The following is a 23052-nucleotide window of genomic DNA, read 5'->3' on the forward strand; positions in this document are numbered from 1 at the left end:
GTAGCTAGCACGATTCCCTCGGCCTGATAGAGCTAAAAAGGCAAAGGCAGAGGTATCCACGTATGGCATCTAATTTGTCGAGTCTTGGCTACGAAAAGCTGACGCAATCGGTCGTTCAGTATGGACAAGCGGCCCCTCCCGAGGCGTTTGTCTAGTCAACTGAGCGGCCGTAATGTCTGCTATTCAATCTGCGCTCCTAGAAAGGGGCGCTCCGGCGTGCATGCAAACCTGGTCACTACGTGCGGCGAAACAGACAAACAAATATCGGGTTCAAAGAGTAGGATAAGAAAACTGATTTCCGCCACCCCGCTAGGTTCGTGGGCGTAAGCCAGGCCTCACCCGAGACCGGCTCCGTTCGCGTTGCCTGCCGCCAGCCGCGATGCTGCGGTCTGAGCGATAGCAGTCTGCACCTGCCCAGCGCGCTCGTTTATCGCCGCCACCAGCTTGCCGCGATCGTTGGTGAAGATGATGGCGGATTCCCTAGCCCGTGATATCCCCACATAGAAGGACTGCTGGTCGACCAGATTGGCCGCCTTGCTGTCGGCATGGATCATGACGTGATCGGCGGTGCGCCCCTGGGCCGCAAAGGCCGTATCGACATAGCCATGGGCAATATGCCGGTCGCGGGCGGCATCGAGATGGAGTGTTTCGGTCGCTCCTCGCCCGGTCTGGATCGTAGCGGTGCGAGCCTGCTGATCGACGGCAATCACGTCGCCACGCTCGCCATTGATTCGCCCTGCTTCGCGATCGTTGCGGGTGAACCGGATGGCATCACCGGCCTTCAGGTCGATCGGCTGGGCCGAGAAGGCCTGGGCATGACCCGCACCCCATTGCCGCAAGCGCCAGTCCACCTCACGCCCGTCCTCCGCCTTGAGCGCTATGGCAGCCCTGGCCGGGTCGATGCGCTCGACGCGATAGGCTTCACCCCGCACGACGCCCTTGTCGGCATAGTCGCGGGTGAAGCGGACAACATCGCCCTTGTCGTAACTTAACGGATCGCGCGCCTCCGCGCGGGTCAGTCCCTTGTTGACGAGGGCTTCCACCGGGACGGCGGGGCCGGTCAGCGCTCCCGACTTGGCAAGCGCCGTACGAATGTCGGCGGTCAACGCATCGCGCCCCTCACGCGATGGCTCGATCACGATGGTGCGGGCACGCCCTGCCTTGTCGAGCCCGGCGTACCGCTCGACAATGGCGGCAAAGCGTGTCGAGCGTTCGGCACTCTCGATGATCTGCCCACCACCCCGATCCAGCGCAGCAAGCGCCTTCCTGGCATCTCCCTCAATCGACGCCAGCACAGCCTCCTTGGTGGCGAGGTTGGTCTGTCGCACGATCTCGGCCAGCTTGGCGGTTTCCATGCCAGCGCCCTGCAACTGGGCAAAGGCCGCGCCCGCCTCGACCGACCCCAGCTGCTTCACGTCTCCGACCAGCAGGATGCGGGCATCATGCTTCGCGGCGAGGTCGAACAGCCGCGCGGTATCGCGCGCCGACAACAGGGATGCCTCGTCCACAATCCACGCGGTGGGCCGGGTGGGATCGCCACGCTCTGGCGACAGCAGGTGCCGGGCAACGGTATCGCCGCGCGTGCCCAGCGCCTCGCCCAATACCATCGCCGCCGACGCGGTCGGAGCCAGGGCCGTCACGGCTATCCCGCGCGCTTCGGCCTCGCGGGCGAAAGTCGCCAGCACGGTCGTGGTCTTGGCGGTGCCGGCATAGCCCTGGACGGCGGTGATCCGGTTGCGGCTGGTCAGAAGCTGCTCGGCGGCGGCGCGCTGATCGGGAATCCAGCCACGGCCTGCGCGCTCGGCCTGCGCCGCTGCGCTGGCAACAGCCTTGGCGGCGGCAAGCGGTGAGGCGATGGGGGAGAGCGCACTGCGCCCCTCGACCTCGATCCGCAGCATCCTGGCTTCGGTCTCGACATTCTGCCGGGTGGTGAACCCGGTAAATTCCGCACCGCGCAGGTCGATATGGGTGCGGTCGATCAAGTCGCCCTGTTTCGTCGCGGCATCGATCGCCGCCCCGATCTGGGCGTAACCGATCCGCCCCAGCCCGATCCTTCCGGCTTCCTCCTGCAAGGCGGCGGCGGAAAATACTGACTGCCGCTCACCCAGCTTGTCGGCGGCGTGGGCAACAGCGCGTGCGGCGGCGCCGTTGCCGTGCAATTCCATGGTAGCACGATAAGCCGGATCGGCGGCCCTGACTTCGGCCTCCCGGACCATCGCCAGTCTTGCCTCCGCCCCAAACCCCGCTTTGGCTGCCGTCTCCCGCCACTCCGCCACAAGGTTCCCATGATCGGCAGCAACCTTGGCCTCACGGGTGTCGAGCGTGGCCACCTGCTTCTCGATGGCGCTTGCCGTGCTGCGGGACGTACCACGTTCCACAAGCGCCGCCTCGATCTCGGCGCTGCGGGTGCTGAACGCCTCGATGACTTGGTTGGAGACACCCTTGATCTCGAACAGGGACTCCTTGCCCGCCTCGATCTCATAGCCCAGTTCTCGGACCTTCAAGGCCAGTTCCTGCCGGTAGATGGCCCCGATCTGCTTCTGAAGCTGATAGATCGCGCGCGGTTCGAGGCTGCGCCAGGCACCGTCCTCGCCCTGTGTCGCGTTCAGGATGACATTGTGGGTATGAAGCTGCGGGTCCTGGGCGCGGCTGGTGCCGTGCTGGAAGCTGGCGATCACCAGATTGCTGGTCGCCTCGCGGGCAACGGTGCCGCCGTCGCGGATACGGGTGGCGGCCATATGACGTTCGACATGGGCCATCGCGGTTTTCACAGCCTCACCATGCGCCTCGAACAACCGCCGGTCACCCGCGACGTCGGCCATGATCGACACCGACTTGGGCGCGCTCAGGGTCACGTCCCAACCGGGACGATGCTCCAACTGCCCGTCGCGGAAGGTGCCAAGCTGCTGGTCGCCGATCCTGCCGTCGAGCAGAGCGCGGAACTCATCGCGATCCACTTCGCCCGACAGGCCCAGCGCCTCCGCGCCAGCACCTTGCCATTGCGACGGCGATAGCCCGCCGTCGGCATAATAGTCGTCGGCCTCATAATAGCTGCTGGCTTGCGCTGAACTGGTCAGCGCCGATACCGACGCCACCATCACACCGGTCCCTGACTGTCAGGCTTCGGGGTGGGTGACGACGATGCTGATGACGACGATGGCGGTGGAACAGTGCTGCTGGCGGCCTGTCCCCACAGCATGGTCGCCGGATCGGCGCCGATGAACCCCGGCTGGCGGGGATCGCCACGCTGCGCGATATGATCGGCGGTCAGCCTGATCCTGGCCACCGGCAAGCCGTCGGGCAGCAGCAGATAGCCTTCGTGCCGAGCAAGGCGGAGCTGGCTCTCCATGACGGCTGGCCGCACCTCGCGCATTCTGCCCAAGTTTATGCGGTGGCCCTCGTCGCCGTCACCCAGCATGTCGGTCTTGGTGCGGATCTCCATCTCGCAATCGCCAATGGTCTGGCTGGCCCATTGCCGTGTGTCGCTGTCGATGGTTTGCAGGAACAGCTTGGTGTTGCAGCAGCCCAGCATGGATTCTGCGATCTGCGGCCCATAGCGGTGCTGCATCTGGCCCAGCGCCTGAAAGGTCAGCACCACCGCCGCGCCGAACTTGCGTCCTTCGGGCAGCAGCCGCGCCAGATTATCTACGCGGGGCAGATCAGCTAGCTCGTCCAGCACGAACCAGATACGCCGATCTTCGGAAGAGCGCAGGCCCAGCATGGCGCTGGCGGCACATTCCAGCCAGCAGGCAAGCAACGGCTTCGACGCCTCGAAGTAGTCCTCCTTCCTCGGCACGAATATCCAGGGTCGCGCACCGGGATGCCGGTCCAGCGCTTCAATGAAGCTGCGGAAGGCGAAGGGCCTCGCCTTGCCGTCCCCGGCGCGCAGGAACTGGATCAGGTCCGCCGCCTTCGCCAGCATGAACAGGACGCTGCCCGTGGCCCGGTCGGCATCGTCGGCAAAGGTCCGCGCCGACGAACTGGTGGCCAGCCATTCCTTCAAGTCGTCCTTTGGCCGGTTCTTGAGGGCATGGAGCAAGTCGGGCAGGGTGCACTTGTTCTCCTGCCACAAAGCTCGGATCATATTGGCAACAAGGATGCGGCTGGTATCGAGCCACACGTCGCTGTCGTGCTGCCCGGTCTCGGTGATCAGCTGGTGGGCGATGCGGTCAGCATCGGCAGGGTGGGCAATCTCGGCAAAGGGTGACCAGAAGGCGCAGCGGGCATCGAACGGATTGAGGATCACGTCGCCGCGCGCCGGGTTGTAATAGTGTGCGATGAACTCGCCGCTGGTGTCATAGACCAGGGCGGCTTCGCCGCGTGCCTCGATGCCATCAAGCAATTGCCGCAAGGCCGTGGTCTTGCCGCTGCCGGTCGTTCCGATCATCGCCATGTGGCGGGTTTCGAGGCGGGCGGGGATCGGCACCTTGCCGATCGACAAGGTGTGGGCGTCAGCCTCTTTGCCGGTCAACCTGGCAAGCTGCTTCTCGTCCACTACCTGCGTTCCGCCGATCCAGCGGTCGGCCAACAGGCGCTCGCGCCGCCGGGCCAGCGCGCCGCGCAAGGCGATCAACGCCAGCAGCCAGGTGCCGAAGCCCAGCCAACATCCCCACCTGGCCCAAGACCAGACAAGATCGACGCGCCGTCGGAAATAGGGATGCGCGATGATCTGGCGTGCCGAACGCCCTTCCTCGACATGGTTGGGAAAGCGAACGTCGATCCCCGTATCGGATTCCCAGCCGGACACGGCCCAGAGCTTTGTCCTGGCCCAATAGTAGGTGCTGGTGGCAAGCATCACGTCACGGCCGAGCATCATGTTGGGCAGTGCCAGTCCGCCGAGGGCAATCGAGGCCAGCATCACGAGGGCCTGGCGCTTGAGGCGAGCGCCTTGCGTGCTGAGATGATGCTTGCGCAGGGCATCGGCATGGTTGCGGCGATCGTCGGGGCTGGTCATGGCCGCTTCTCCCGCGCGAGGCCCCGCTGGCGATCGTAGGCGGCGGTGATCTCCTCGGTGAGGATCGCGTCGCTCTTGCGCGCGCCGCTGGCGGCACTGCGGGCGTAGCAATAGGCCGCGCAGGCGGTGAACAGGGCGCGGTCCAGCATGTGCTCCACGTCCACGATGCGCGTACCGACCGATGCCAGTTCGGTCACGATCTCGCGGGTGTCGATTGTGCTGCCCGTCCCTTGAACGAGGGCCGCGAGTCCCGTGTCCACGACGCGGGCGAGCATGGCATATTCGCTCAATCCGCGTTGCCGGGCAAAGCCGGCAAGGGCGCGGTGCTGGGCCGGAGAAAGCCGCACGGTCTGGGCACGGGCGCTCATCGCACCGCTCCAGCCGAGATGCTATTCGCCATCGCGTGAAATGGCAGATTTGCGCTGTTTTGGCCAAGCCGCGTTTGGCGAGATGCTATCCGCATCCCGTCAAACCCGCAGAAAAGCTGGATGCACCCGTGCGTGAGGTGTGTATCTGAATTGTCGGCTCGATGCGTAGCATCGCAGCCCTGCAACCTTGCCGTTGCGGCGACCATATCAGGCATGTCCCAGTCCTTTCCGGCAAAGGGCGCACAAGCCGTCACTGGGTTCGCCGGGGCAGCAATCGCGCGCCGTGTCCGGGCTTGCGTCCGGCATGGTGTCGGCCTCGCGCTTCCCAAACGCCCACGCCGCGATCATCGCCTTGGCGGCGGGGTCGGCAATGCTCCGGTCGATTTCTTCCGAGACATAGCGGAGGGCATAAAGATCATGCTTCCGGACCCACGCGAGGGTCACGTCCTCAATCGCCTGCTGCATCCGCTTGTGCAGCGCCTGTGCCTCGAACGGATTAAGATGGGCGGTCACGCCACTGGTGACGATCAGGCCGCCCAAGGGAAGCCACTGGTCGTCCGCCACCTGCCAAGGTCCGTCGATCCGGCATTGGGAAATGTCGCCGTGATAGATGGCGATGGGCGGGCGTTGGGCACGCTTCCACGGGATCAGCGCATTGCGAATCGTGTCGCCATCCGCGTCGTCAGCGACGATCTTGTCGAGCAACGGCGTCACATAGGACGCGGTGCGGGCATCGAGGAACGCGCGATACGTAACCTTGCGGTCACGGCGCAGCAGGTCGGCAAGCCGATCAACGGCCTTGCGGAAAATGAGCATAGGGCCTCCTTCCGTGAAAACACGGTTGCGAGAGTTCAGGGGGCGGGGGGGATGCACGTAGGCGCGGAGCGGCCCGCCAACTCAAAAGGCTGGGACCGCGTAGCGCCTGGGGGTCAGATGACGGTTCGCGATTGCGCCAAGCGCCGGATTGACTCGGTGGTCAGCAGGGTTCGCCTGCCAATCTTGATCGCATCCAGTCCGCCGGATTTTATCAGGGCGTAAACCGATGATCGCCCGACGCCTAGCGCCTTGGCGGTATCATTGATGGATATGGCAAGTGGTTCCATGTGAGCCTCCGTAGTTGATGATTCGCGGTGGGAGACGCCTCAAGTTGCACAAGGCTGGGGCTGGGTCGTGCGGGAACCTGAAAGCCGCCTGAATCCGCCAATGTTCGAAAAGTTCGGTAAATCGGTTTTGCGAGCACCGACGTTTTCCCGCGCGTTTTCGGTAATGCGGTCTTTCATGGTGTAGGTGGATTTCGATTATTTTTTATCGCCGCGATGATTCTCTTGGCGAATTTCCGCAATTCCGTAGGTTCAGGCACCGGAATGTTGTTGCCATGATCCTCACTGGGATCGCAGCGAGCATGGATCAATTTCATGATCTGTGTTTCGATACGGCTGCTTTCGGGATCAATTGCGCGTAGGCTCGGATGCTCGATCAGGGTCAGGAGCATTGCCTCATAGTCATATTCCTTTGGCCGTCCTCCCGCTTGCGGTTTGACCTTAAGGGCGCGAATGATTTCTTCCGGTTCCGCTTCCACGAAAATCTGCGCGCTGAACCAAAATCCCTTGGGAGGCATTACAAGGCATCGCGCACCGGGTTCTTCAGAGAGGAGCAATCCTCTCAACCGGCCAAAAAAATGGCGACGGCTAATCGGACGCCTGATGCCTTTTCGGTCATAAAAATAGGCTTTGGGACCAGTTCGGTCGCCAAGGTAGGCAAAAAGGCTTTCAAGCGTATCGATAGTGGACTGACGGCCTTTTCCATACAGGGCTGGGCGTTTATGCCGAACCAAGCCAAGCCCATATTGAAAATTCCGCCAGTATACGGCGGCCGCGCCTGCGATCAAAAGCAGGGGGAAAATAACGTAAGCTGGCCTCTGGCCAAGATCATGCTGGCCTAATGTCTCTGCACCCCAAACGAAGAAGCCAATCAGCGCGAAAAATGAGGATAGGGAAAACACAATGGCGCAAAACAGAAATCTGGTTTGGACCTTTCGTTCAATCCCGGCAGCAATGTTGTCGATCTCAAGAAGCGCCTCGCGTTCTGCCTCCTTGGCATACAGAAGCCTGGCGGCAATGTGCGGAAGGGCGCGGTGATGATCGCTACCGGGACGCTCTATTTGGGAGAGAGCGGGTGTCTTGCCGCCATGCATCGGTTTCCTCCTTCACGCAGTTCATCGATATAATCGCTCCACCACTGGGCCATTTCGACACGCTCCGGCCAATAGGCCGACTGGTTGTAGATGCGCCGAACGCTACCCGCGACCATATGCGCTAGCGCCCGTTCGATGGCATCGGGGTTCCATTTGCCGGATTCGTTCAACAGCGAGGATGCGGACGTGCGGAATCCATGGGCGGTCATCTGATCCTTGGAAAAGCCCATGCGGCGCAAGGCGGCGTTGATCGTGTTATCGCTGATCGGCCTTGTCCGTGTCCTGATCGACGGGAAGGCATAACGCCCGGAGCCGGACAGGGACCGCATATCAGTTAGGATCGCCAGCGATTGGCGGGATAGGGGCACCGAATGGGACTGGCGCATCTTCATCTTCCCTTCCGGGATGATCCAGACCGCCTTTTGAAAATTCACCTCGGTCCATTCCATCTGCCGGATTTCGCCTGGACGTTGGAAGACATGAGGTGTCAGTTTTAGGGCATACATGACAGCGGGATCGCCCTGGTAATCCTCGATTGCCCGAAGCAATGCTCCGAAAGCCACCGGATCGGTGATCGCGGGGAAATGCTTGACCTTCGCCGTAGTCAGCGCGCCTATCAGCAGTTGGCCCGGGTCACGCTCGGCCCGCGCTGTCGCCACCGCATAGCGAAACACACGGCTGGCGAACGCTCGGAGAAGATTCGCCGTCTCTAACCGGCCCCGTCGTTCATGCTTACGCAATTCATGCAACAGTTCCTGCGGCGTGATTTCAGCGACGGGACGCTTGCCGAAATCGCCGCCAAGCAGTTTCACGAACCAGCGCATCTTTTCCAGTGTCGGTTCCGCCAAACCCTCCCGCGTTTTCTTCTCAATCAGTTCCTCGGCTACGGTAGCGAAACTGTTGTTGGCCCGGATGCTGGCCTCAATGCGAGCCTGACGCTTGGCGACGTTAGGATCGATCGCATGGGCGAGTTGCCTGCGCGCCGCATCGCGCGCAGATCGCGCCTCGGCCAATGTGATTTCAGGATATGATCCCAGCGCCAGCTTTCGCTCCACGCCGTCCATCCTATATTTGACGCGCCAGAGTTTGCTACCCTTTGGATTGACCAGAAGATAAAGTCCCTGCGCGTCCGTGATCTTGTACGGCTTTTCCCTGGGTTTGGCGTTGCGGATTGCCGTGTCGGTCAGCGCCATTTGGGGGCCTCGCTACTGTGGGGGCCTTACGAGGCCCCAAGAAAAGGCCCCCATCATTCGCGGCTACAGGCAAATAGAGGCCATCGCCGACAACCGACGAATAGCCTTAAACTAGCGGGAATCTGGGATTTTTTCAATCGTCAACACGCTCGTGCTGACAGGATTTTGGAGGCCCGAGCCGGAATCGAACCGGCGTGCACGGATTTGCAGTCCGCTGCGTAACCACTCCGCCATCGGGCCTTGCAAGTGGGACGCCGCAAATGTGCGGCTTTGGCGGCAAAGTCAAGCCGCATGGCGCGGCGGCGACCCAAGAAACTTGGGCGCCTTCTTGCAAAGCCGCTTGGCGCGGCGCGCCCGCTGATTTAGAGGTCCGATGATCTCCTTAGTGTATTGCATTGCCAATACAGTTGTGCCAAGCGAGGAACTATCGTGAGCGAGCAGACCTATTCTTCGATGCGGACCGCCATGGTCGAAAGCCAGTTGCGCACCAGCGACGTGGATGACCAGCGCGTGATCGCCGTGATGGCCCGGGTGCCGCGGGAAGATTATGTGCCCGCCGAGCGCCGCGCCATGACCTATATCGACCGTCCCATCCCGCTGAACGGCGGCCGCGCGCTCAATGCGCCGCTGGTGACGGGACGGCTGCTCAAGGAAGCGCAGGTCGACGCGGGCGACAAGGTGCTGCTGATCGGCGCGGCGACCGGATATAGCGCCGCGCTGCTTGCCGAAATGGGCGCGCAGGTAACGGCGGTGGAAGAAGAGGGCGGTCCCGAAATCGCCGTCCCGGGCGTCACGGTCGTGCGCGGGACACTGGCCCAAGGGGCGCCCGACGGCGCGCCCTATGACATATTGTTCATCGACGGCGCGGTGGAGGAAGTTCCCGCCGCACTCGTTCAGCAGCTTGCCGATGGCGCCCGCGTCGTGACTGGGATCATCGATCGCGGCGTCACGCGGTTGTGCGCGGGTCGGATGGTCGGCGGCGCGCTGGGGCTTAACAGCCTGGCGGATATCGAAATGGTGGCCTTGCCCGGGTTCGGCGCGGCCAAGACGTTTACGTTCTAGAAGGAGGATGAGCGGGGGAGATGACAGGCAAGCGCACCTATAAACGGCACCATGCCGCAGCTGCCCTGCTGTTGCTGTCTTCCGCCATCAGCCTGCCAGTGCATGCCGAAACGCTGCAGGGCGCGCTGGCGAAGGCTTACGCGTCGAACCCGACGCTGACCGGCGCGCGCGCGGGGCAGCGTGCGACCGACGAGAATGTACCGATCCAGAAGGCGAATGGCCGACCCGCCGCCGACGTCCAGGGCAGTTATAGCGAAAGCATCCTCAAGCCTACGATCAGCTTCACCTCGCCGCAGCGCACGCTGAACGCCCAGGCGTCCTTGAGCGTACCCATTTATTCCGGCGGGTTCGTGCGCAACAGCGTCAAGGCCGCCGAGGTGCGCGTGGAGGCGGGGCAAGCGGGCCTGCGCGGCACCGAAGCCAGCATTTTCTCGCAAACGGTCGCGGCCTATATGGACGTGATCCGCGATAGCGCGATCGTGTCGCTCAACCAGGCCAATGTGAATGTGCTGGAGGTCAATCTTCAGGCGACCAACGACCGGTTCGAGGTCGGCGACCTGACGCGCACCGACGTGGCCCAGTCCGAATCGCGACTGGCGCTGGCGCGGTCCGACCTTCAGACCGCGCAGGCCAACCTCATCACCAGCCGCGAAAATTATATCGCGCTGGTGGGCGAAGCGCCCGACGCGCTGGAGCCGCCGCCGCAGCTTCCCGGCCTGCCGGCCGATCCGTCGGTGGCGGTGCGCGTCGCGCTCAATGACAATCCCGACATATTGGCCGCCAAGAAGCAGCGTGAGGCCCGGCGCTATGACGTGAAGGCGGCGCGCGGCACCGTGCTGCCCACCGTGTCCGCCTTCACCCAGGCGGGCTATACCAACTATCTCCATTCGCTCGACAGCACGGCGCTCGACGCGGATGGCAACAGCATCGAAGGGCCGCAGATCAACAAGCAGGCCGCCGCCGGCGTCCAGTTGACGATCCCGCTCTACCAGGGCGGACGGCCCGCGGCGCAGGTGCGGCAGAATCAGGCGCTCGAATCGCAGGCGATCGAGCAGGAGATCGAAACCGAGCGCAACGTCATCGCGCAGACGCGAGCGGCCTATGCCAGCTGGCAGGCGTCGCTCCAGACGATCCAGTCCAGCCGCAAGGCGGTCGACGCCACCGCTCTGTCGCTGGAAGGCGTGCGGGCGGAAAATTCGGTGGGCAGCCGCACCATCCTCGACATCCTCAATGCCGAGCAGGAGGCGCTGATCGCGCGGGTCGAACTGGTGTCGGCGCAGCGCAATGCCTATGTCGCCGGCTTCTCACTGCTCGCCGCGATGGGCCATGCCGAAGCCAAGGATCTGGGGCTGGAAAGCGGCACCCTTTATGATCCGATGGTCAATTATGACCGGGTCGAGGGAAAATGGTTCGACTGGGATTGGGGCGCAGCGCCCGCGCCAGTGGCGACGCGGACCGTTGACACGCCCGCGCAGGATGCCAAAGTCGACCCCGCGACGGCCCGCCAGCCTTAACTGCTTGTTAACCGGATCAGGTAATTCTAAGGCGGTATTGCTGCGCAATGGATTTTGGACGGGGACTATCCATGGGTGACATGACCAAGGAACCCTCGATGGAAGAGATACTCTCGTCCATCAAGCGGATCATCGCCGAAGAAGGCGAGGAGGCGGTGCAGGCCGCGCCCCGCCGGGCCCGTGCCGATAGCGCCCGGACGGCGTCCGTCCCGGTCGCGCCCGCGATCGACGAAGTGCTGGAATTGACCGATGAGGTCGCGGAGGAGGAAGTGATGCCCGCTCCCAAAGCTGCTGCCGCCAAACCGTCCGATCCGAAGGGCGACGATACGATCCTCTCGGTCGAAAGCGAAGTGGCCGCGCGCCATTCGCTTTCTGCGCTGTCCTCCATGCTGGTCGCGCCGCGCGATGGCGAGGAAAACACGCTCGACGGCTTGGTCCGCTCCATGCTGCGGCCGATGCTCAAGGAATGGCTCGATGCGCGCCTGCCTGCGCTGGTCGAGGATATGGTGGCCAAGGAAATCGCGCGCATCACCAGCCGTTAAGGCTGGCCTTGCGGCCGCTGGCGCAGCGGCCTAGACCCACTGTCATCCTGACGGCGCACGACCCTATCGGGTCCGGGCGCCGCCTGCACGACATGGGACGATATGCATGAAGACTTTGCTGCTTGGGGGGATCGGCGCGATGGCGCTGGCCTGCGCGCCCGCGCTTGCCCGGCCGTTCACGCCCGCCGACATGGTGAATCTTGACCGGATCGGCGCGCCGGCGGTGTCGCCCAACGGCAAATGGCTGGCCTATCAGCTGCGCAGCACCGACCTGGCCGCCAATCGTGGGCGCACCGACCTGTATCTGCTTGCCATCGACAAGCCGGGTAAGGCACCGCGCAAGATCGCTTCGATGGCGGACAAGAATGAGGCCTCGCCCGTCTTCTCGCCCGACGGATCGGCGCTCTATTTTCAGTCGGACGCGAGCGGCGACGATCAGCTCTGGCGCGTGGCGCTGACCGGCGGCGATCCGGTGCAGATCAGCAAGGCGCCCGGCGGCATTTCCGGTTTCCTGCTCAGCCCCGATGGCATGAAGGTCGCGCTATGGGCCGACCGTCCGATAGGCGCGAAGACGCTGGACGATGTGAAGCCCGACGCGCCGGCGGATGCGGGCAGCGGCCGCGTCTATGACCAGCTGTTCGTGCGCCATTGGGACACATGGTCGGATGGCCAGCGGTCGCAGATTTTCGTCATGCCTGTCGCGGGCGGCCCTGCCGTGTCGGTGATGGGCGGATTGGTCGGCGACAGCCCGTCAAAGCCCTTTGGCGGGGCGGAAGAAATGGCCTGGAGCAAGGACGGCAAGACCCTGTTCTTCACCCTGCGGGAGGCGGGGCGGATCGAGTCGCTGTCGACCAATCTCGACATTTTTGCGACGCCCGCCGACGGCAGCGCCGCGCCGACCAACCTGACCGACGCCAATGACGCCACCGACACGATGCCGGCGGTGTCGCCGGACGGGCAGTGGCTGGCTTATGCGGCGATGAAGCGGCCGGGTTATGAAGCGGACCGGCTGGTGCTGACGCTGCGCAACATCGCGACCGGCGAAACCCGCGCGCTGACGGAAGGATGGGATCGGTCGGTCGGGTCGATCGCCTGGGCGGCGGACGGCAAGTCGCTGCTGGTGACGGCCAATGACGTGCTCGACAATCCGGTATTCCGGGTCGATGCCGCGTCGGGCAAGGTGACTCGCCTGACCGGCAAGGGCCATGCCGGCAGCGTCCTTCCCTTGCCGCAGGGCGGGTTCGTCTATGCGCTCGACAGCATTCAGTCGCCCGCTGATTTCTGGAAGATGCCGGCCAGGGGCAAGCCGGTGCGCCTGACCCAGGTCAATGCCGACAAGTTGGCGGGCGTCGACGATGTCTCGGTCGAACGCTACAGCTTTAAGGGCGCCAACGGCGACACCGTCTGGGGGCAGATCGTCAAGCCGAAGGGCGCGACCGGCAAGCTGCCCGTCGCCTTCCTGGTCCATGGCGGACCGCAGGGCAGCTTCAGCGACAGCTGGTCCTATCGCTGGAATCCCAAGGCGTTCGCCGCCCATGGCTATGCTGCGGTGATCGTCGATTTCCACGGCTCCACCGGCTATGGCCAGGCCTTTACCGACAGCATCAACAAGGATTGGGGCGGCAAGCCGCTGGAAGACCTGAAACTGGGCCTGGCGGCCGCTGCAGCGCAGGACGGGCAGGTCGATGCCGGAAATGCCTGCGCGCTCGGCGCCAGCTATGGCGGCTATATGATGAACTGGATCGCGGGGCAGTGGCCCGACGGGTTCAAATGCCTGGTCCAGCATGACGGCGTGTTCGACGCGCGGGCCATGGCCTATGAAACCGAGGAGCTGTGGTTCGACGAATGGGAACATGGTGGCCCCTATTTTGAGGTGCCGCAGGAGTTCGAGAAATGGAACCCGGTCAACCATGTCGCCCAGTGGAAGACGCCGATGCTGGTGGTGACGGGGGAAAAGGATTTTCGCATCCCCTACACCCAGGGACTGGCCGCCTTCACCGCGCTGCAACGGCGGGATATCCCTTCGAAGCTGCTGGTCTTTCCCGATGAAAATCATTGGGTGCTGAAGCCCAAAAACTCGCTGCAATGGTATGGCGAGGCGCTGGGCTGGCTCGACAAATGGACGGCAAAATAGACAGCTGCGCGCGCTATGATAGACTGGCCGCGGGCGGCCATGTCGATGGTGATGATTGCGGCGATTGCCTTTGTCGGCACGCATTTCCTTCTGTCCCATCCCCTGCGCGCGCCGATTGTGGGGCGGGTGGGGGAGAAGGGGTTTCTGGCGCTCTATTCGCTGGTGGCCTTTGCGACCCTGGGGTGGTTGGTCGTCGCCTATCGTTCCGAAACCGTAACGAATATGCTCTGGCCTGTGGGCGATGGTCTGTGGGCCATTGCGACCATCGTCATGCTGCTGGCGTCGGTGCTGCTGATGGGATCGCTGATCGGCAATCCCGCCATGCCTAACCCCGATGGCGCAGTGCATGTGCCGGTTCAGGCCAAGGGCGTATTCGCGGTGACGCGTCATCCAATGCTCTGGGCCTTTGCCCTGTGGGGGCTGAGCCATATTCTGGTCTACCCGGTGGCGAAGAATATCATCGTGGCGCTCGCCATCCTGATCCTGTCGCTCGTCGGCGCGGCCTTGCAGGACCGCAAGAAAGAGCAACTGCAACCGGCGCAGTGGCGGGAATGGGAGGCGAAAACCAGCTACTTGCCCTTTGCCGCCATCGCGGCGGGGCGCGCGCGCTTCGGGCAGTTCGGCGCTCATGCGTTGGCGGGTGGCGTGGTGCTATGGCTGGCCGCGACCTGGGCGCATATGCCGCTGGCGGGCTGGGCGGCGGGCATCTGGCGCTGGATCGGCTGATAGTTTCGCTGGAATGGATCGGGCAGGGCCTTTAAGGGCGCTGTCATGACCGAGCTGCCCAAGACATTCGACCCCGCGTCCATCGAAGCCCGCTGGTATCAGCATTGGGAGGAAAAGGGGCTGTTTCGCCCCGACCGCCCCGACGCCACGCCCTTCACCATCGTCAATCCGCCGCCCAATGTAACGGGCAGCCTGCATATCGGCCATGCGCTGGACAATACGTTGCAGGATATCGTCATCCGCTACGAACGGTTGCGCGGCAAGGATGCGCTGTGGGTGGTGGGCACGGACCATGCCGGCATCGCGACGCAGATGGTGGTGGAGCGCCAGCTCAACGCCAAGGGCGAAAAGCGCACCGATTACAGCCGCGAGGATTTCATCGCCAAGGTGTGGGAGTGGAAAGCCGAAAGCGGCGGCGCGATCACGCGCCAGCTGCGGCGGCTGGGCTGCTCCATGGACTGGGCGAATGAACGCTTCACCATGGATGAAGGCTTTTCAAAGGCCGTGGTCAAGGTGTTCGTCGAGCTGCACAAGCGCGGCCTGCTCTACCGCGACAAAAGGCTGGTCAACTGGGATCCGCATTTCCGCTCCGCCATTTCGGACCTTGAGGTCGAGACGGTCGAGACCAAGGGCGGTTTCTGGCGCTTCCGCTATCCGCTCGCCGATGGCGTGACCCTGGCCGACGGCAGCGATCATATCGTGGTGGCGACGACGCGGCCCGAAACCATGCTTGCCGACATGGCGGTCGCGGTGCATCCCGACGACGCGCGGTACAAGGATGTCATCGGCAAGGCGATCATCCTGCCCATCACGGGCCGGCGCATCCCCATTGTCGCGGACGATCATGCCGACCCGGAACTGGGCACGGGCGCGGTCAAGATCACGCCGGGGCATGACTTCAACGATTTCGAGGTGGGGAAGCGCGCGGGCTTCAAGGCGGGCGACATGCTCAACATGCTGGATGCCGACGCCAATGTCGTCCAGGCCGCCGATGGCAAGATCCCCGACGCATTTCTGGGGCTGCACCGCTTCAAGCGCGACGGCGTCGATGGCGCGCGCGAAGCCGTGGTCGCGGAGATGAAGGCGCTGGGCTTCCTCGTGCCGCATGTGACGAAAAACAAGGAGGGCGAGGAGGTCACGGCCGATTTCGAACCGCGCACCATCCAGACGCCCTTTGGCGATCGTTCCGGCGTCGTCATCGAACCCTGGCTGACCGACCAATGGTATGTCGACGCGGCAAAGCTGGCGCAGGCCCCGATGCAGGCCGTGCGCGATGGCGCGATCGAGATCGTGCCCAGGACGTGGGAAAAGACCTTCTTCAACTGGATGGAGAATATCCAACCCTGGTGCGTCTCGCGGCAACTGTGGTGGGGGCACCGGATTCCAGCTTGGTTCGACGCGGACGGCAACAGCTATGTCGCTGAAACCGAAGCCGAAGCGCAGACTCTGGCAGGCAACAAGGCGTTGACCCGCGACCCCGACGTGCTCGACACCTGGTTCTCTTCGGCGCTATGGCCGTTCGGCACGCTCGGCTGGCCCGAACAGTCGGAAACGCTCGCGCGCCGTTATCCCAATGACCTGCTGATTTCCGGCTTTGACATATTGTTCTTCTGGGACGCGCGCATGGCGATGATGGGACAGGAGTTCATGGGCGATGTCCCGTGGCGCAAACTCTATCTCCATGGCCTCGTTCGCGCGGCGGATGGGCAGAAAATGTCCAAGTCCAAGGGCAATGTCGTCGATCCGCTGGGCCTGATCGACCGGTTCGGCGCGGATGCGCTGCGCTTCTTCATGGCGGCGATGGAAAGCCAGGGCCGCGACGTGAAGATGGATGAGAAGCGGGTCGAGGGCTATCGCAACTTCGCGACCAAGCTATGGAATGCGGCGCGCTTCCTCCAGTCCAACGGGGTTACGGCTTCCACGACCCATGAAGCGCCCGCCGCCACGCTGCCGGTCAATCGCTGGATCATCGCCGAAACGGTCGGCTGCGTCCAGGCGATCGACACGGCGATGGCCGAACTGCGCTTCGACGCGGCGGCCAACGCCATCTATCACTTCGTCTGGGACCAGTTTTGCGACTGGTATATCGAGCTGACCAAAGGCGCGATGGACGACGAAACCCGCGCCGTCGCGGGCTGGGCGTTCGACCAGATCCTCGTCATGCTGCACCCGTTCATGCCATTCATAACCGAAGAGTTATGGAACCTGACCGGCGCGCGCGACACTGAACTGATCGTCGCGCGCTGGCCGGTGGCGCTCTACGAGGTGGATCAGGAGGCACAGGCAGAGATCGACTGGCTGATCCGGCTGGTCTCTCGTATTCGTTCGGACCGTGCCGAAATGAACATTCCGCCAGCGGCGCGAACCGACCTGATTGTGCATAATGACCCTAAAATAGCGGGCTTCAAATTTGAAGGCGGACCGCGAACAGATTTGGTTAGTCGATTTTCTTCCAACGCGGCTGCTTTAGCTCGAATGGCAAGAATTGACGTTGTCGAATTTGCACTCACGGGAACAGCAATTGATTTACGATCAGGATCATCGGTAGATCGCACTAAGTATGAAAGTGGCAAATATGCTGCCTTCCAAGTCGTTGTCGACGACACAACTTACTCGGTGCCGCTGGAAGGTGTGATCGACATCGGGGCGGAAAGGGCGCGGCTTGCCAAGGCGCTGGCCGGGGCGGAAAAGGAACGCGATTCGCTGGGCGGTCGCTTGTCCAACGCCAGTTTTGTGGAAAAGGCCAAGCCCGAAGCCGTCGCCAAGGCGCGCGAGGACCATGCCGAAAAGACCGCCGAGGCCGAGCGGCTGAGAGCCGCGCTGGAACGGTTGGGATAAGCCCGGGCATATGACCCGTTCGGGCTGAGCTTGTCGAAGTCCTGTTCTTCCTTGATAGAAGAACGGCCCTTCGACAGGCTCAGGGCGAACGGAATGCGGCCATGGTCCGCCTCCTTATCCAGCCTGCGCGGGGAGATGCAGACAATGGCCACACGCGAATCAGACAGCAAGGACCTGACGCAGGGGGCGATCGGATCGACGCTGTTGCTCTTTGCCATGCCGACGCTGGCGTCCAACATCCTCCAGTCCTTGAATGGCTCGATCAACGCCATCTGGGTCGGCCGCTTCCTGGGCGCGCAGGCGCTGGCGGCCACCGCCAACGCCAATATCATCATGTTCCTCATGTTCTCGGTCGTGTTCGGGTTCGGCATGGCGTCGACCGTGGTGGTCGCCCAGTCGGTCGGCGCGAAGGATATCGACGCGGCGCGCCGCGCGTTCGGCACGGCGGTCGGCTTTTGTTCGATGCTGGGGCTGGGCGTCGCCCTTGCCGGCTGGATCGGCGCGCCCGCGCTGTTGCGGCTGCTCGCGACGCCACAGGAGGCGTTCGACCTGGCGCTGGTGTATCTGCGCGTCATCTTTTTCGCCATGCCCGCGACCTTGCTGGTCGTCATGATCATGATGGGCCTGCGCGGCGCGGGTGACGCGCGCACCCCGCTCATCTTCATGATCGTCAGCGTCGCCATCGACCTGGTGCTCAATCCGGTGCTGATCCTGGGCCTGGGGCCGGTCCCGGCCTTCGGCATTGCGGGGTCAGCGGCGGCCACAGCGGCGGCCGGGTTCATCAGCCTGATCGGCGTCGTCGCCTTCATTTACACGAAGGACATGCCGCTGCGGCTGCGTGGCGCGGAACTGCGCTATCTCTGGCCTGCCGCCGACCAGATGCGCGTGCTGCTGGGCAAGGGGTTGCCGGTGGGGTTGCAGATGATCGTCATGTCCCTGTCAGGCCTGGTCATGATCGGCCTCGTCAACCGCGAAGGGCTGCTGGTGACGGCCGCCTATGGCGCGGCGCAGCAGATATGGACCTATCTTCAGATGCCGGCGATGGCGATGGGCGCCGCGGTCAGCGCGATGGCGGCGCAGAATATCGGTGCGGCGAGATGGGACCGGATCAGCCGCATCACCGGCTATGGCCTGGGCTATCTGCTGGCTGTGACCAGCGCGATGGTGGTGGTCATCCTGCTGTTCCACGAACCGCTGCTGGCGCTGTTTCTGGGCGATAATCAGGCGGCGATCGCGGCGGCCTGGACGATGCAGTTGCTCGCCAGCTGGAGCTTCATCTTCTTTGGCTGCACCATGATCCTGTTCGGCGTCATGCGCGCCAATGGCGTGGTGGTCGCGCCGCTGCTGATCCTCATCTTCACATTGTTCGCGGTGCGGCTGGGCTTTTATCACCTCGCCTATCCGGTGCTGGACGCGAACGCCCTGTGGCTGAGCTTCCCCGTCGGGTCGCTGACCGCGCTGTTGCTGGCGGCGGCGGTGTATCTGCACGGGGGCTGGCGCAAGGCGAAGCTGATGGCGCCCGTTCATACCGAACAATGCCGCGAAAGCGTGAACAGCGAAGTCGAACCCGCCGGGCGCATAACGCCGGTCGGATGAGCCGTCAGCGCCCCTGGCTGCGCCAGCGGGTGATGGTGCGCGCCAGAATATCCTGCTCCCCGCCCGATTGCCGCCACAGGTCGGTGAAGCTGGGGTCGCTCGACGCCGGGCGCCGTTGCGGCTCCAGCGTGTCGAGCGCGACGCGGATCGGCACGGCGACGCCTTCGCCGCAGATGATCGCCTCGCGGTTGCGCAGCGCGGGGATGCTGTCCAGAAATCCGCGCGCGCCTTCGGGCATCGCCGCCTTCACGAACGCCTGGTCGCGATCATTGTTGAGGCGCATGGCGATGATGGTGCCGCATTGCGACAGCACGCCTTCGGCAAGGTCCGACGGGCGCTGCGTGATGAGGCCCAGCGACACGCCATATTTGCGGCCTTCCTTGGCGATCCGCTCCAATATCTTGCGCACCGCCTGCCCCGACCCGCTGGTGGAGGCGGGGATGTAGCGATGCGCCTCCTCGCACACCAGCAGGATCGGCCGCTGCGGCTCGTCCCGTGCCCAGATGGCATAGTCGAACACCAGCCGCGACAGCACCGACACCACGGTCGATGTGATGTCGGAGGGCATGGCGGACACGTCGATGATGGAAATGGGCTTGCCGTCGGATGGCAGGCGGAAAATCTTGGCGATGAACTGCTGCATCGTGTCCGCGACCAGCATGCCCGAAAACATGAAGCTGTAGCGCGGATCGGCCTTGATCTCGTCAATCTTGGTCTTGAGCCGCATATAGGGGAGCGCCCCGGTGCCCTTGTCCAGCTTTCCCATCTCGTTCTGGAGGATGGTGGTGAGGTCGGACAGCAGATAGGGCACGGGCGAATCGACCGTCAGGCGGCCGATGCTGTCGGCCAGCCGGTTCTTCGACCGCGCGGCGAGCAGGCATTTGGCCAGAATATCGCTGTCGACGGTGCGGTCGGCCCCCTGCGAGGTCACGAACACCTCGCAATGTTCCTCGAAATTCATCAGCCAATAGGGCAGGGCCAGATTGCTGACGTCATAGACCGCGCCATTCTGCGCGAAGGCGGCGCCATATTCGCCATGGGGGTCGATCATGACGATATGGCCCTGGGGCGACAGGTCGCAGATGCGGTGCAGGATCAGCGCCGCGCTGGTCGATTTACCGGTGCCGGTCGAACCCAGCAGCGCGAAATGCTTGCCCAGCATCGAATCGACATAGAGCGCCGCGCGCGTATCGCTGGTGGGGTAGACGGTGCCGATCTCCACATTGGCGCGGTCGTCGGCGGCATAGATTTGCTGCATGTCGGCGCTCGACACCGGGAAGATGTCCGTGCCGGGCGTGGGATAGCGGGTGACGCCGCGCCGGAAATGATGAATGCACCCCGTCGCCGGCTCTTCATCGCCTTCGCCCAGAAAATCAATGTCGGCAATGACGCTGTGGGTCGCCTGATCCAGCGCCATGGCGCGCACGCTGGCGATCAGCCAGCTGGCCCCGACCCGCATCTTGACCTGGCTGCCGACCTGTCCCGCCATGGCGACGCAGGGATCGGCGTCCTGGCCCAATATGCCCAGCCGCTGGGCGTCGATCAGCACCTTGGAACTGGACCCGGCGATCTGGAACACCATGCCCATGGAATGGGGATGATCCGGCGTGGTCGACGCGGCGAAACTCTGGGCGTCCGACATATAGGACATGATGCATCCGTTTCCTTGGCGCCGATCACGATCCGGCAAACATCAAGGCTTTAGAAGCAAGAGGTAAATTTTGGCTTAGCCGCGTCTGGGGTATAATCCCGATTATATGCACAGGCTGGACAAGGGAACATGGATCAGCTTCAGGCATTAGAAGCGCCAGCTGCATACAGGATGCTTTCTTGTCCGAAACGATAGTTGCCGACCGCGCCCGACGATCCGACGCCATCGCCATCGCGCGCGTCATCTGCATATTGGGCGTGGTCTATGTCCATGCCTGGACCGGGCTGAACGGCATCGCGCTGGCGGCCTTGCGCGGCACCGGGCAGGACACGCTGCGCTGGACGCTGATGGAGGTGTTCGGGCGCAGCGCGGTGCCACTCCTGGGCCTGATTTCCGGCTGGCTGGTGGCGGGATCGGGCACGTCGCGCGCCTGGACCACGCATGTCGCGCGCAAGGCGCGCACCATCCTGCTGCCGATGGTCTTGTGGAATGCGCTTGCCATTCTGTTCGTGTCGGGCGCGGCGTTGCTGTTCCACCTTCAGGCGCCGACCCCTAGTTCACTGGAGTGGGTGGCGCAGGAATTGTTCATCCTGACGCGCAATCCCGACATCAACGTGCAAATGCCGTTCCTGCGCGACCTGTTCCTGTGCATGCTCGCCGCGCCCTTGCTGGTGCGGTTGCCCGGATGGGTGCTGCTTCCAGTCGCCCTGATCGCGGCGGCGGCGCAGGTGGCGGGGCTGGGACCGCCGGTGCTGATGCGCGCGTCGATCCTGTTCTTCTTCGTCATCGGGATTTTGGCGCGGCGGCAGGGCACGGAGCAGACCGTTGCGCGCCTGCCGTTGTGGCTTGCGCTGCTGCCCTTCCTCTTGCTGATGATGGTGCAGCTTTACCGTGCCGTGGCGGTTGGGGACGGCGAATGGACGACGGTGCAGCGCGCGATCGACATGAGCGTGCGCATCGCCGCCGCCGTCGCCTTCTGGCGCATCGCCTGGGCGCTGGCGGGATCGGGCGCGCGGGGCCTGTTGCTGCGGATCGAACCTTATATGTTCTTCCTGTTCTGCGCGCACCTGATCCTGATCTGGCTGGGGGGGCCGCTGATCGGCAAGCTCACCGGCGACATGGGATCGCCGCTTTATCCCCTCTACCTGATCCTTCAGCCGCTGATCGTGCTGGTCGTCGTCATCGCGGTCGGATCGACGCTGCGCCGGGTCGCTCCGGGCGCGGCGGCATTGCTGAGCGGCGGGCGGCTTGGCCCCGCGCGGATCAGGGATCAACCGGTTCTGGTGCGCGCGCCGTGATCGCCTGCGCAGCGGCCATGGCGATGGCAAAGCTGTGCTTGCGCGCTTCGGGATCGTAAATCTGCCCGGTCAGCATGATTTCGTCGGCTTGCGTGCGATCCAGAAAAGCGGCCAAATCGCGTTCGACATCTTGCTGGGTGCCGATGCTCGACACGCTCATCACATCGGCCAGCATGGCGCGCGCTGGCGCAGGCAGGCTATCGAGATAGCCGGACACCGGCGGTTGCAGCTTGCCCGGCTGACCGGTGCGCAGCCGCACAAAGGCCTGTTGCATCGAACTGGCGAGCAGCGTGGCCTCCTCCTGGCTATCGGCGGCAAAGACATTATAGGCCGCCATCACATAGGGCCGGTCGAGCTGGGCGGACGGGCGGAAGTCGCGGCGGTAGATGGCGATCGCCTCGTCCAGCGCAGCCGGCGCGAAATGCGAGGCAAAGGCATAAGGAAGGCCGAGCGCCGCGGCGAGTTGCGCGCCATAGAGGCTTGACCCCAAGATCCACAGCGGCACGTCCGCGCCCGCGCCCGGCGTCGCCTCTATGCCCAGCCGGTCGTCGCCGGCCAGGAAAGCCTGCAATTCCATCACGTCACGGGGAAACTGGTCGACGCCGCCGCTCAAATTGCGGCGGATCGCCTGCGCGACCTTCTGGTCCGATCCCGGCGCGCGGCCAAGGCCAAGGTCGATGCGGCCGGGAAACAGCGCGTCCAGTGTCCCGAACTGTTCGGCGATCACCAACGGCGCATGATTGGGGAGCATGATGCCGCCCGCGCCGATACGCATGGTGGAGGTGGCACGGCCGATATGCGCCAGCACCACGGCGGTCGCGGCCGATGCAATGCCCGCCATGCCATGATGCTCCGCCACCCAGAAACGGTGGTAGCCAAGGCGTTCGGCATGGGCGGCAAGGTCAGCTGTCTGCGCCAGCGCGGACGCGACGTCGCCGCCTTCGCGAACGGGGACCAGGTCGAGCAGGGAAAAGCGTGTCAT

At 63.8% G+C, this 23052-nt stretch carries 17 protein-coding genes and 1 tRNA gene; 8 read left to right on the top strand and 10 right to left on the bottom strand.

The annotated features are described in order from the left end of the window. Positions 1 to 335 precede the first annotated feature (335 nt). The 8 genes from mobF to RLDS_RS36155 form a co-directional block, all read right to left on the bottom strand. Entirely contained in the window at positions 336 to 3098 is a 2763-nt protein-coding gene (gene mobF / locus RLDS_RS36120) for a MobF family relaxase (protein WP_021225334.1), read from the bottom strand. Beyond that, positions 3098 to 4954 (bottom strand): type IV secretion system DNA-binding domain-containing protein, encoded by a 1857-nt coding sequence (locus RLDS_RS36125; RefSeq protein WP_021225335.1) that lies wholly within the window; start codon positions 4952 to 4954, stop codon positions 3098 to 3100. The genes mobF and RLDS_RS36125 overlap by 1 nt, the downstream gene beginning before the upstream one ends. After that, a complete protein-coding gene (locus RLDS_RS36130; RefSeq protein ID WP_021225336.1) occupies positions 4951 to 5322 on the bottom strand; it encodes a hypothetical protein in 372 nt (123 codons plus the stop codon). Before RLDS_RS36130 ends, RLDS_RS36125 begins: the two co-directional genes overlap by 4 nt. A gap of 207 nt (positions 5323 to 5529) precedes the next feature. Then, positions 5530 to 6138: a hypothetical protein gene (locus tag RLDS_RS0127930; protein ID WP_021225337.1), complete on the bottom strand. Its 609-nt coding sequence runs from the start codon at positions 6136 to 6138 to the stop codon at positions 5530 to 5532. A gap of 113 nt (positions 6139 to 6251) precedes the next feature. After that, on the bottom strand, positions 6252 to 6425 hold the full coding sequence (locus RLDS_RS36135; RefSeq protein WP_021225338.1) for a helix-turn-helix domain-containing protein: 174 nt from the start codon (positions 6423 to 6425) through the stop codon (positions 6252 to 6254). A 173-nt stretch (positions 6426 to 6598) separates the two neighbouring features. Beyond that, a complete protein-coding gene (locus RLDS_RS55890; protein ID WP_152528020.1) occupies positions 6599 to 7516 on the bottom strand; it encodes a hypothetical protein in 918 nt (305 codons plus the stop codon). Continuing rightward, on the bottom strand, positions 7480 to 8709 hold the full coding sequence (locus RLDS_RS36150; protein ID WP_021225341.1) for a tyrosine-type recombinase/integrase: 1230 nt from the start codon (positions 8707 to 8709) through the stop codon (positions 7480 to 7482). Before RLDS_RS36150 ends, RLDS_RS55890 begins: the two co-directional genes overlap by 37 nt. Positions 8710 to 8875: 166 nt before the next feature. Next, a tRNA-Cys gene (locus tag RLDS_RS36155) sits at positions 8876 to 8949 on the bottom strand. Between the two features lie 189 nt (positions 8950 to 9138). On the opposite strand from RLDS_RS36155, the gene RLDS_RS36160 reads away from it, so the two are divergent. From RLDS_RS36160 to RLDS_RS36190, 7 genes are all read left to right on the top strand, one after another. After that, positions 9139 to 9771: a protein-L-isoaspartate O-methyltransferase family protein gene (locus RLDS_RS36160; RefSeq protein ID WP_021225342.1), complete on the top strand. Its 633-nt coding sequence runs from the start codon at positions 9139 to 9141 to the stop codon at positions 9769 to 9771. Positions 9772 to 9791: 20 nt separating this feature from the next. Then, on the top strand, positions 9792 to 11285 hold the full coding sequence (locus RLDS_RS36165; RefSeq protein WP_021225343.1) for a TolC family outer membrane protein: 1494 nt from the start codon (positions 9792 to 9794) through the stop codon (positions 11283 to 11285). Positions 11286 to 11356: 71 nt separating this feature from the next. Beyond that, the gene (locus tag RLDS_RS36170) at positions 11357 to 11827 is read left to right on the top strand and encodes a DUF2497 domain-containing protein (RefSeq protein ID WP_021225344.1); all 471 of its coding nucleotides are present in this window, start codon (positions 11357 to 11359) and stop codon (positions 11825 to 11827) included. Between the two features lie 106 nt (positions 11828 to 11933). Continuing rightward, complete coding sequence (locus tag RLDS_RS36175) at positions 11934 to 13961, top strand: prolyl oligopeptidase family serine peptidase (RefSeq protein WP_021225345.1); 2028 nt, start codon at positions 11934 to 11936, stop codon at positions 13959 to 13961. A gap of 39 nt (positions 13962 to 14000) precedes the next feature. Continuing rightward, positions 14001 to 14687: an NnrU family protein gene (locus RLDS_RS36180; protein WP_052034102.1), complete on the top strand. Its 687-nt coding sequence runs from the start codon at positions 14001 to 14003 to the stop codon at positions 14685 to 14687. A 45-nt stretch (positions 14688 to 14732) separates the two neighbouring features. Continuing rightward, positions 14733 to 17525 carry a valine--tRNA ligase gene (locus tag RLDS_RS36185; RefSeq protein ID WP_021225347.1) on the top strand — a complete coding sequence of 931 codons (2793 nt, stop codon included), beginning with the start codon at positions 14733 to 14735 and terminating at the stop codon, positions 17523 to 17525. 144 nt (positions 17526 to 17669) lie between these two features. Continuing rightward, positions 17670 to 19121 (top strand): MATE family efflux transporter, encoded by a 1452-nt coding sequence (locus RLDS_RS36190; RefSeq protein WP_031297768.1) that lies wholly within the window; start codon positions 17670 to 17672, stop codon positions 19119 to 19121. Positions 19122 to 19125: 4 nt separating this feature from the next. Here the strand turns inward: RLDS_RS36190 and RLDS_RS36195 are convergent, their stop codons facing one another. Further along, the gene (locus RLDS_RS36195; RefSeq protein ID WP_052034103.1) at positions 19126 to 20763 is read right to left on the bottom strand and encodes an ATP-binding protein; all 1638 of its coding nucleotides are present in this window, start codon (positions 20761 to 20763) and stop codon (positions 19126 to 19128) included. Between the two features lie 188 nt (positions 20764 to 20951). On the opposite strand from RLDS_RS36195, the gene RLDS_RS36200 reads away from it, so the two are divergent. After that, positions 20952 to 22070 (top strand): acyltransferase family protein, encoded by a 1119-nt coding sequence (locus tag RLDS_RS36200; RefSeq protein WP_021225350.1) that lies wholly within the window; start codon positions 20952 to 20954, stop codon positions 22068 to 22070. Here the strand turns inward: RLDS_RS36200 and RLDS_RS36205 are convergent. After that, on the bottom strand, positions 22036 to 23052 hold the full coding sequence (locus RLDS_RS36205) for an LLM class flavin-dependent oxidoreductase (protein ID WP_031297770.1): 1017 nt from the start codon (positions 23050 to 23052) through the stop codon (positions 22036 to 22038). The genes RLDS_RS36200 and RLDS_RS36205 overlap by 35 nt on opposite strands.

This window comes from Sphingobium lactosutens DS20 (assembly GCF_000445105.1).
In the GTDB taxonomy this organism is placed as follows: Bacteria; Pseudomonadota; Alphaproteobacteria; order Sphingomonadales; family Sphingomonadaceae; genus Sphingobium; species Sphingobium lactosutens.